The organism is Caulobacter radicis, assembly GCF_003094615.1.
Lineage (GTDB): Bacteria > Pseudomonadota > Alphaproteobacteria > Caulobacterales > Caulobacteraceae > Caulobacter > Caulobacter radicis.
On sequence record NZ_QDKO01000005.1, the window covers coordinates 1 to 7,520 of the forward strand.

Annotated in this window: 4 protein-coding genes; 3 read left to right on the plus strand and 1 reads right to left on the minus strand. The window is 68.6% G+C overall.

Features of this window, described 5'->3' with window-relative positions; all coding sequences use genetic code 11:
• Positions 1-217 precede the first annotated feature (217 nt).
• A complete protein-coding gene (locus tag DDF62_RS01080; RefSeq protein WP_116487395.1) occupies positions 218-964 on the minus strand; it encodes a GntR family transcriptional regulator in 747 nt (248 codons plus the stop codon).
• A gap of 284 nt (positions 965-1,248) precedes the next feature.
• Between DDF62_RS01080 and DDF62_RS01085 the strand changes: the two genes are divergently transcribed.
• The 3 genes from DDF62_RS01085 to DDF62_RS01095 all read left to right on the plus strand — a co-directional run.
• Positions 1,249-4,002: a TonB-dependent receptor gene (locus tag DDF62_RS01085; protein ID WP_116487396.1), complete on the plus strand. Its 2,754-nt coding sequence runs from the start codon at positions 1,249-1,251 to the stop codon at positions 4,000-4,002.
• A 212-nt stretch (positions 4,003-4,214) separates the two neighbouring features.
• Positions 4,215-6,542, plus strand: a complete 2,328-nt coding sequence (locus DDF62_RS01090; RefSeq protein ID WP_341871555.1) for a family 20 glycosylhydrolase — start codon at positions 4,215-4,217, stop codon at positions 6,540-6,542.
• Between the two features lie 36 nt (positions 6,543-6,578).
• A partial coding sequence (locus DDF62_RS01095) for a glucose PTS transporter subunit IIA (RefSeq protein WP_116487398.1) occupies positions 6,579-7,520 on the plus strand: 942 nt, incomplete at its 3' end.

The following is a 7,520-nucleotide window of genomic DNA, read 5'->3' on the forward strand; positions in this document are numbered from 1 at the left end:
GCCGCGCGCGCAGGTGACCACGGCCCGGGGCGGGCTGGCCCGCAGCCGCGCGCCGATCTCGCCCGCCGCCGCCGCATTGGCCGCGACCTGCCGCGCCACCACGGCCGAGGCCTCCCCCGCTTCGAGGAACATCCGCGTCGCCTCGGCGGTGAGGGGCTGGGCTTCGGGTCGGGTCAAGACGGTCGCCTCCAAGACGGCTTCCTTTGCAAGGTTCGGATCAGGACAGGGCGTTCAGCTCGGCCACGAAGTCGTAGGCGTCGCCGCGGTAGTAGGATTGGGTCACTTCCACCGTCCGGCCGTCCCGCAGGAAGCCGCGCCGCTCGATGAGCAGGCCCGCGTCCTTGATCGGCACGCCCAGCAGGTCGGCCTGCTCGGCGGCGAACAGGATGGCGCGCAGGCGCTGCAGCGCGCGGACCGGGCGATGGCCGGTCTTCTCCAGCGCCTCGTAGAGCGAGGTCTCGACGATCTCGGTGGAGGGCAGGGCGAAGGCGGCGATGGTGGTGTATTCGACGGCCATCGGCGCGCCGTCGGCGTAGCGGATGCGGGCGAAGCGGTAGACCGAGGTTCCGGGCGACAGGCCCAGGGTCAGCGACTCCTCGGGGGTCACCTGGCCCTCGCCGCGGCTGATCCATTCGCTGTGCGGCACCCGGCCGCGCGAGATCATGTCTTCCGAGAACGACGACAGCTTGGAGAAGCTCTTCTCCACGCGGGCGGCCACGAAGGTGCCCGCTCCCTGGCGGCGCGTCAGCAGGCCTTCGCTGACCAGGCCGTCCAGCGCCTTGCGAACGGTGATCCGCGAAATGCTGAATTCTTCGGCAAGGTCGCGCTCGGCCGGCAGGGCGTCGTCGGGCGACAGGATCTTCTTCTGGATCGCCTCGCGCAGGGCGCGCTGAAGCTGCTTGTACAGCGGGGCGTGGTCCTGCCCGTGGCCGTCCAGGCGTCCGATCTTTTCGGAAAACAGCATCACGTCCCAACCCCTTGGCCCACGGCCGCCAGGCCCTCAATCGCCCCGATCCGTCCGGCCCGAACGCCGGCGCAACAGTTCATGACCATTTTCATACCAATTATCTCGTGGTCTGCAATTGGTTCTTTTTCGGTCTTGTCAGATGCAAAAATTTCGTCACAGTCACACTCCGAGGCCTGAGAAGTACCGCTCGTTGCGGGTTCGCCGCGAGAAATTGGTATCAGATTGGGCTTTGGGGTTCGGCTCCGGGTCCAATGGCCCGGCACAAAGGGGAGAAGCCGAGTATGAAGAGCATCCACAAGGCGGTCTTGACCGCTTCCGCCAGCCTGCTGGCCGTATTGGTCGCCGCGCCCGCGATGGCGCAGGAGACATCGACCTCCGTCGAGGAGGTGGTCGTCACCGGTATTCGCGCATCGCTGCAGCAATCCATTCAATCCAAGCGTAACGCCGACGCCATCGTCGACGTGGTCACCGCCGAGGACGTCGGCAAGTTCCCGAGCTCGAACGTCGCCGAAGCGCTGACGATCGTGCCCGGCGTCACCGTCGACCGCCAGTTCGGTCAGGGTGAAAAGGTCTCGATCCTGGGTACGGACCCGGCTCTGAACCGCACTCTGCTGAACGGCCAGACCGTGGCTTCGGCCGACTGGTTCATCCTTGATCAGCCCGGCCGCACGTTCAACTACGCCCTGCTGGCGCCGCAGATCGTCGGCAAGGTCGAAGTGTACAAGTCGCCGGAAGCCCGCATCGATGAGGGGAGCATCGGCGGCACGGTCATCGTCAACACTCGCAAGCCGCTCGATCTGAAGGCGCTGACCCTTCAGGGCTCGCTCAGCTATCTCTACAACGACCGCTCCAAGAAGTCCGACCCGCAGGTCGCCTTCCTGGGCAGCTGGAAGAACGAGGCCGGCACCTTCGGCATCGCGGTCTCGGCCCAGCACGCCAAGGACCAGCTGCGCCGCGACGGCATCGAGTCCTACGGCACGATCCCGGCCAGCTACTACAACGGCGGCAATCCGGAAAATCCGGTCAGCTCGATCACCAACGGCAACTGCACCGGAACCTGCGCCGCCACCCTGGCGGCCAATCCGAACGCCCGCGGCGTCAACTCGCTGTCGGTCTCCTACTTCGAGCAGGAGCGCGTCCGCGACAGCTACACCGCCGCCGTCCAGTGGCGTCCGACCGACGCCCTCGAGCTGAACTTCGACTGGCTGAAGATCAAGGCCACCTACGACAACACCAACCAGTCGCTGTTCGCCTTCCAGGGCAATACCTGGAACAGCCTGGGCGCGCTGACCGACATCACCATCACCGACAACGTCATCCGCAAGGCCTCGTTCAAGCGCGCCCTGAGCGTGCTGGACGTGCAGTACCGCGAAGCCGAGCTGAACTCCGACACCTACCACTTCAACGGCAAGTGGACGGGCGACGGCTTCGACGTCTCGGGCGACCTGGGCTACTCCAAGGCCGACGGCGGCACCAAGCGCCAGCTGTACGGGGAGTTCCTGAACTGGGCCGACTACACCGTCGACTTCACCGGCACGCCGGGGTCGCCGGGCGTGCTGACCTACACCAACCCGACCGCCGACGGTAATCCGCTGGCCGACGCCAGCAAGTTCTCGTTCGACGGCGGCTGGGGCGCGGGCGATCCGTCGGTTCCGGGCGCGCCGGGCTACAACTCCGGCTGGGGCGGCAACATCGTCGCCAAGCCGACCACCGACAAGGAAACCTACGGCCAGCTCGACTTCGGCAAGGACTTCGAGGGCGTGATCAAGCGCGTCCAGTTCGGCTACAAGTACCGCAAGCACGAGACCACCCAGGCCATGTCCGGCGTCACGGTCGCGGTCTACGGCAACCCGGCCAGCGCCGCGCAGTTCAGCCCGTCGATCGTGCCCAGCAACTACCTGAAGGGCTTCGACGGCGTCACCGACCAGATGGGCAGCCGCTTCAAGATCGACGGCAAGGCCCTGGCCGACTACATCGACCGTGGCGGCTACCTGCGCCCGTGGCAGGCCAAGCCGGTTCCGACGGTGTTCGGCAACGCCGAGTTCACCGCCCAGAACTGGGGCATCGAAGAGACCATCAACGCCCTCTACGGCCAGGCCAACTTCGAGGCCGACAACGTTCGCGGCAACTTCGGCCTGCGTTACGTGAAGACCGAGTCCGACAGCGGCGGCTATGCCTGCGTCAACCAGACCGCCACCGGCTGCGGCACCACCGCCGCCGACTGGGCCTGGAAGGTGAAGTCCAAGAAGTACGAGGACTTCCTGCCCAGCCTGAACGTCATCGTCGACGTCCAGCAGGACCTGGTGTTCCGCTTCGCCGCGGCCCAGGTGATCTCGCGCCCGAACTACGCCGACATGTCGAACTACTTCTGGCTCTCCGACCAGATCCTGACCGGCGGCGGCGGCAACCCGGACCTGAACCCGTACAAGTCCAGCAACGTCAACGCCTCGCTGGAATGGTACTTCGCGCCGGAAGCCATCCTGTCGGCTGAAGTCTTCCACAAGGACATCAGCAACTACATCCTGCAGCAGACCGTCGCCGAGCAGCACTTCAACCAGGCGCGCAACGCGATCACCACCTACCAGATCAGCCGTCCGACCAACGCCGGCTCGGCCACGGTCAAGGGCCTGGCGGTGGCCTACCAGCAGACCTTCGGCATGGGTTTCGGCCTCCTGGCCAACTACACCTACGCCGACGGCGAAGCGGACGGCGGCTCGCCGCTGCCCTACAACTCCAAGCACCAGATCAACGTCAGCCCGTTCTACGAGCACGGTCCGTTCTCGGCCCGGGTGACCTACAACTGGCGCTCGAAGTATTTCACGGGCCTGGATCGCGGCGACCAGATGTTCGTCCGCGCCTTCAAGGGGCTGGACGCGACCGCCGGCTACGCCTTCAGCGAGAACGTCAACCTGTCGGTCTCGGCGCAGAACCTGCTGGACAGCGAGTACTACGCCTACGCCAACACCACCATGCTGCCGCGCGGCGTCTACCGCACCGGCCGCAAGCTGCAGGCGACCCTCAACGTCGCCTTCTGAGGACCGGAACCGGAGGCGCGCCGAACCGCGCGCCTCCGATACCGCTGATTTGCATCGCGCGCGGCTTGGTTCAGGATCGCCCTCATGACCCGCCAGGCCGCGCCGATCACCCCCATTTCCCTCCTGACTGCAAGCAGCGAGCTGGGGCGGGGCGGCTTTGGCCGACCCGCCCGCCTTTTTGCCGACTGCCTGCCGGTGAGAGCGTCCCGCACATGATCCCCACGACCATGACGCAAGCCCGTCGCGCCGCCCTGTTCCTGGCCAGCGCCGCCTCCGTGGTCCTGGCCTCGCCGGCCCTGGCCGCCGAGCCGCTGACCCTGACCCCCGCGCCGGTGAAGGCCCAGGCGGTCGAGGGCAGCTTCCGCCTGACCGCCGCCACCCGCATCCACGTGGCCAAGGGCGACGTCGAGGCGCGAGGCGTGGCGCTCCAGCTTTCCGACCTTCTGCATCGCGCCCGAGGGATCCGCCCGGCCGTGGTGGAGGGCGAGCCCGCCGCCGGCGAGGCGGCCATCTCGCTGGCTCGCGGAGGCCCCGACGGCGAAGGCTACGGCCTCGACGTGGCCCCCGGCGGCGTGAAGATCATGGCGCTGAAGCGGGCCGGCCTGTTCTACGGCGCGGTGAGCCTGTGGCAGCTGGCCGTGCAGGACGAAGCCAAGGGGCCGGTCGACGTGCCTGCGGCCAGGGTCGAGGACGCGCCGCGCTTCGCCTGGCGCGGCTTCATGCTCGACAGCGCCCGCCACTACCAGTCGATCGACACCATCAAGCTGCTGATCGACGGCATGGCCGCCCACAAGCTCAACACGCTGCACTGGCACCTGGTCGACGACCAGGCCTGGCGGCTGGAGATCAAGAAGTATCCGAAGCTGACGGAGGTTTCGGCCTGGCGCACGCCGGCCGGCGCGGCCGCCCGCGACCCGAAGACCGGCAAGCCGGTGCGCTATGGCGGTTTCTACAGCCAGGACCAGGTGCGCGACCTCGTCGCCTATGCGGCCGCGCGCAACGTCACCATCGTTCCGGAGATCGAGATGCCGGGCCACGCCCTGGCGCCGATCGTGGCCTATCCGAAGCTGGGCCTGACGCCCAACCCGCCGGCCCTGGCCCGCCACGACTGGGGTATCTTCCCCTATCTCTACAATGTCGACGACAGCACGTTCGGCTTCCTGAACGACGTGCTCGACGAGGTCATGGACCTCTTCCCGTCGGAATACATCCACGTCGGCGGCGACGAGGCCGTCAAGGACCAGTGGAAGGAAAGCGCGGCGATCCAGGCCAAGATCAAGGCGCTGGGCGTCAAGGACGAGCACGGCCTGCAGAGCTGGTTCATCCAGCGGGTCGAAAAGCACATCAACGGTCGCGGCCGCCGCCTGATCGGCTGGGACGAGATCCTCGAAGGCGGCCTAGCCCCCAACGCCACGGTGATGTCGTGGCGCGGGATCGACGGCGCCATCGCCGCCGCCGGCCAGGGCCACGACACGGTGCTGTCGCCCGAGCCGACGCTCTATTTCGATCGCCGCCAGAGCACCTCCGTCGACGAGCCGCCCGGCCGGATGACGGTCAGCAGTCTCAAGGACGTCTACCAGTTCGACGCCGCGCCCGACGCCCTGACCGCCGAGCAGCGCAAGCACATCCTGGGCGTCCAGGCCAATCTCTGGGTCGAGCACATCCGCACCGACGAGCGGGTGCAGCTGATGGCCTTCCCGCGCCTGGTGGCGCTGTCGGAAACCGCCTGGACCCAGGAGGAGCGCCGCGACTGGAACGGCTTCACCACCCGCGTGCCGGCGCAGATGGCCCGCCTGAAAGCGCTGGGGATCAAGGCCAACACCGCGCCGTTCGAGCCGCAGGCGACCTTGCGCCCCGGCCAGGACGGGGCGATCGCCGCCAGCCTGAAGAGCGGGCTGGAGCTTGGCCAGATCCGCTACACCACCGACGGTTCGGAGCCGACCACGGCCTCGCCGGCCTATGGCGAGGCCCTGTCGCTGAAGGCGGGGACCACCCTGAAGGCCCGCAGCTACCTGGACGGCCGTCCGCTGGGCCGCACCCGCGCCTGGACCGCGACGAAGCTGGCCGCCGAGACCCGGGTCAGCCGCCAGCTGGAGCTGTGCGGCAACGCCATCCCGTTGCTGTTCGAGGACGACGCGCCCGAGAACGGCCGCGACGGCGAGCGCGCCATCTTCGCCACCGACGTCATGAAGCCGTGCTGGGTGTGGAAGGGCGCGGACCTGTCCAAGGGGCTGAAGCTGACCGCCCGCGTCGGCCAGACGCCGTGGAACTTCCAGATCGGCAAGGCCAAGGACCAGATCGTGGTGCGCAAGCCGGCCACGCCGGACGGCGAGCTGGAGGTCCGCCTCGGCGGCTGCGAGGGCGAGCGCATCGCCGCCATCCCGCTGGGCAAGGCCGGTCGCGGCCCGGGCCTGGGTACGGTGAACGGCGCCCTGCCGGCTCGGGACGGCGTCCACGATCTGTGTTTCAGCTTCACCGCCAAGGGCCTCGATCCGATGCCCGCGCTCGACCGCGTCACCCTGACGGCGGCCGGCCAGTAATCCCTGACCCGTAACGTCCAGGCGAGAGTTCCCCACGTGACCACCCTTGTTCTTTCTTCGCCGCTTTCAGGCTGGGTGGCGCCTTTGGATGAGACGCCGGACGCGGTGTTCGCCGAGCGTATGCTGGGGGACGGGGTGGCGATCGATCCGACGGGTTCGGTGCTGCATGCGCCGTGCGACGGGCGGGTGATCACGGTGCACCGGTCGCGGCACGCGGTGACGCTGCGGGCGGGCAACGGGGCCGAGATCCTGATGCATGTGGGTCTGGAGACGGTGGCGCTGGACGGCGAGGGCTTCACCGTCCACGTGGCCGAGGGCCAGGCGGTGACGGCGGGCGATCCGCTGATCGGCTTCGACCTCGATTTCCTGGCCCGCAAGGCCAAAAGCCTGATCACCCCGATCGTGGTCACCAATCCCGAGGCCTTTTCGATCGTGCGCCGGGCTCAGGATCTGGAGACCGGGGTCGGCGGCTTCCTGATGGAGCTGACGGCGGTCGGCGGTGCGGCCGCCGGGACGGCGGCGGACGCGGACGGCGAGGTGGTGCGAGAGGTGGTCGTGCCTCTGGCGCATGGGATCCACGCCCGTCCGGCCGCCCGCATCGCCGAGACGGCGCGGGGCTTTACCGCCGAGATCGCGCTGGCGGCGGTCGGCCGCCGGGCCAGCGCCAAGAGTCCGGTGGGGCTGATGTCGCTGGCGCTGCGGCTGGGCGACCATGTCTCCATCGTCGCCAGCGGTCCCGACGCGCAAGGCGCCGTCGCGGCGATCGCCGCGCTGATCGAGAGCGGCATGGGCGAGGGCGTGGGCGAAGTCGTCGCCGCTGTCGAAGCGCCGCCGCCCGTCGCCGTGGCCGAACCGGCCGAGCCGGGCGTGCTGCGCGGGGTGCTGGCCGCGCCGGGCCTGGCCATCGGCCAGGCGGTGCGGCTGGTGGCCGAGGAAATCACCGTCGTCGAGACCGGCGCCGGGGCCAGCGCCGAGCTG

Excerpts from the sequence above, each read along its gene's own strand:
- DDF62_RS01080 (WP_116487395.1), bottom strand. The coding sequence starts at position 964 with ATGCTGTTTTCCGAAAAGATCGGACGCCTGGACGGCCACGGGCAGGAC.
- DDF62_RS01085 (WP_116487396.1), top strand. The coding sequence starts at position 1,249 with ATGAAGAGCATCCACAAGGCGGTCTTGACCGCTTCCGCCAGCCTGCTG.
- DDF62_RS01090 (WP_341871555.1), top strand. The coding sequence starts at position 4,215 with ATGATCCCCACGACCATGACGCAAGCCCGTCGCGCCGCCCTGTTCCTG.